We start from the raw sequence: 1,120 nt of genomic DNA, 5'->3' as shown, positions 1-1,120 counted from the left end.
CAAGTGACAGTCTCTGCTGGCCCGCTTCCCACCACATCCGAGGCTCCCGAAACCCGTACCGGCCCGCAGCACGACACCCGTGCCAACGACACCACCGCCGCAAGCACGGCCGTGGGCGACCGCGCGAACGATGCCCTGGTGGCGGCCGTCGTCAAACGCGTGAACGAGCTGTCCGAGGGCGGGAAGAGGGCCGTCAGGGAGGAGATTCTGCAGCTGAACCAGTCCCTCGCCTGGCAGGAGCCCTTGCAGGCACGGGCTGACCGGCTCGCGCTGCGCCTGGTGTCCGGCCGCTGGCCCGGACTGCCGGGCGGAGCCAGGCAGAGCGGGGGAAACAGCAGCAACACGGAGCGGGCCGGCGACGCCGGTCCGCGGGGTTCGCAGCGTGGGAGGAAGCGGGGCCGGCCTGATGAGGGCACGAGTTCGGGGGATGACGAGCGCAGGCGGGCCGTTGCCTCCCGGCCCCCGGCCTGGACCGGACAGGATCCCGAGGAGGCCGAGAGCCGGGCGGCGTCCCCCGCGGACTCTTTGTTCAACGGCCTTTCCGACTCTTCGAGGTCGCCCTCACTGCCGCCCCACGGCCTGTATCTGCCCGGTTTCACGGAGGTGACCGGCCCGCGCAGCACGGACGGCAACGAGGACGGTGTGGGCGTCCCGCAGGCCATGCGACCGGATCCGCATGCACCGATGGACGTCGACGAGATCATCCTTGCGCCCAGTGACGCCGCGCGGGTCCATCTGGGGCAGGTCGCGGACATGCCGTGGGGTGGGACGGCAGTGGAAGTGGCATGGCGCCGCAGCGCCCTGCCCGCGCTGTCGGCCGGGCAGATGGACGCTCTCTTCGAGACGATCGACCGGCAGCCCCCAGGGACGGTGACCTTGGGTGGCGTGTGGGACCACATCCGCACCACTCACCACGATGGCGACCGGTACCTCAAACTCTCCGCCGAAGAAATCCACCGCCTCCACAGCATCTACCTCACCGACCGGGACACTGCGCCGGCCGGGAATCACACAGCCGGCTCCGGCGCCGGCGCAAAGCGGCGGCAGCATCATTCGGACGAGGTGATGGCGCGGGCGCTGGGGGAATTCTTCGCGGCGGATCCCCACCTGGGCGAAGGCG

The 1,120-nt window shown here is 70.8% G+C and carries 1 protein-coding gene; it reads left to right on the top strand.

Features of this window, described 5'->3' with window-relative positions:
* Positions 1-684 precede the first annotated feature (684 nt).
* The coding region (locus tag ACFYOH_RS44880; RefSeq protein WP_388638166.1) for a hypothetical protein at positions 685-1,120 on the top strand (436 nt) is incomplete at its 3' end.

The organism is Streptomyces sp. NPDC007856 (assembly GCF_042868225.1).
Lineage (GTDB): Bacteria > Actinomycetota > Actinomycetes > Streptomycetales > Streptomycetaceae > Streptomyces.
This window is presented reverse-complemented; position numbering and strand designations above follow the sequence as displayed.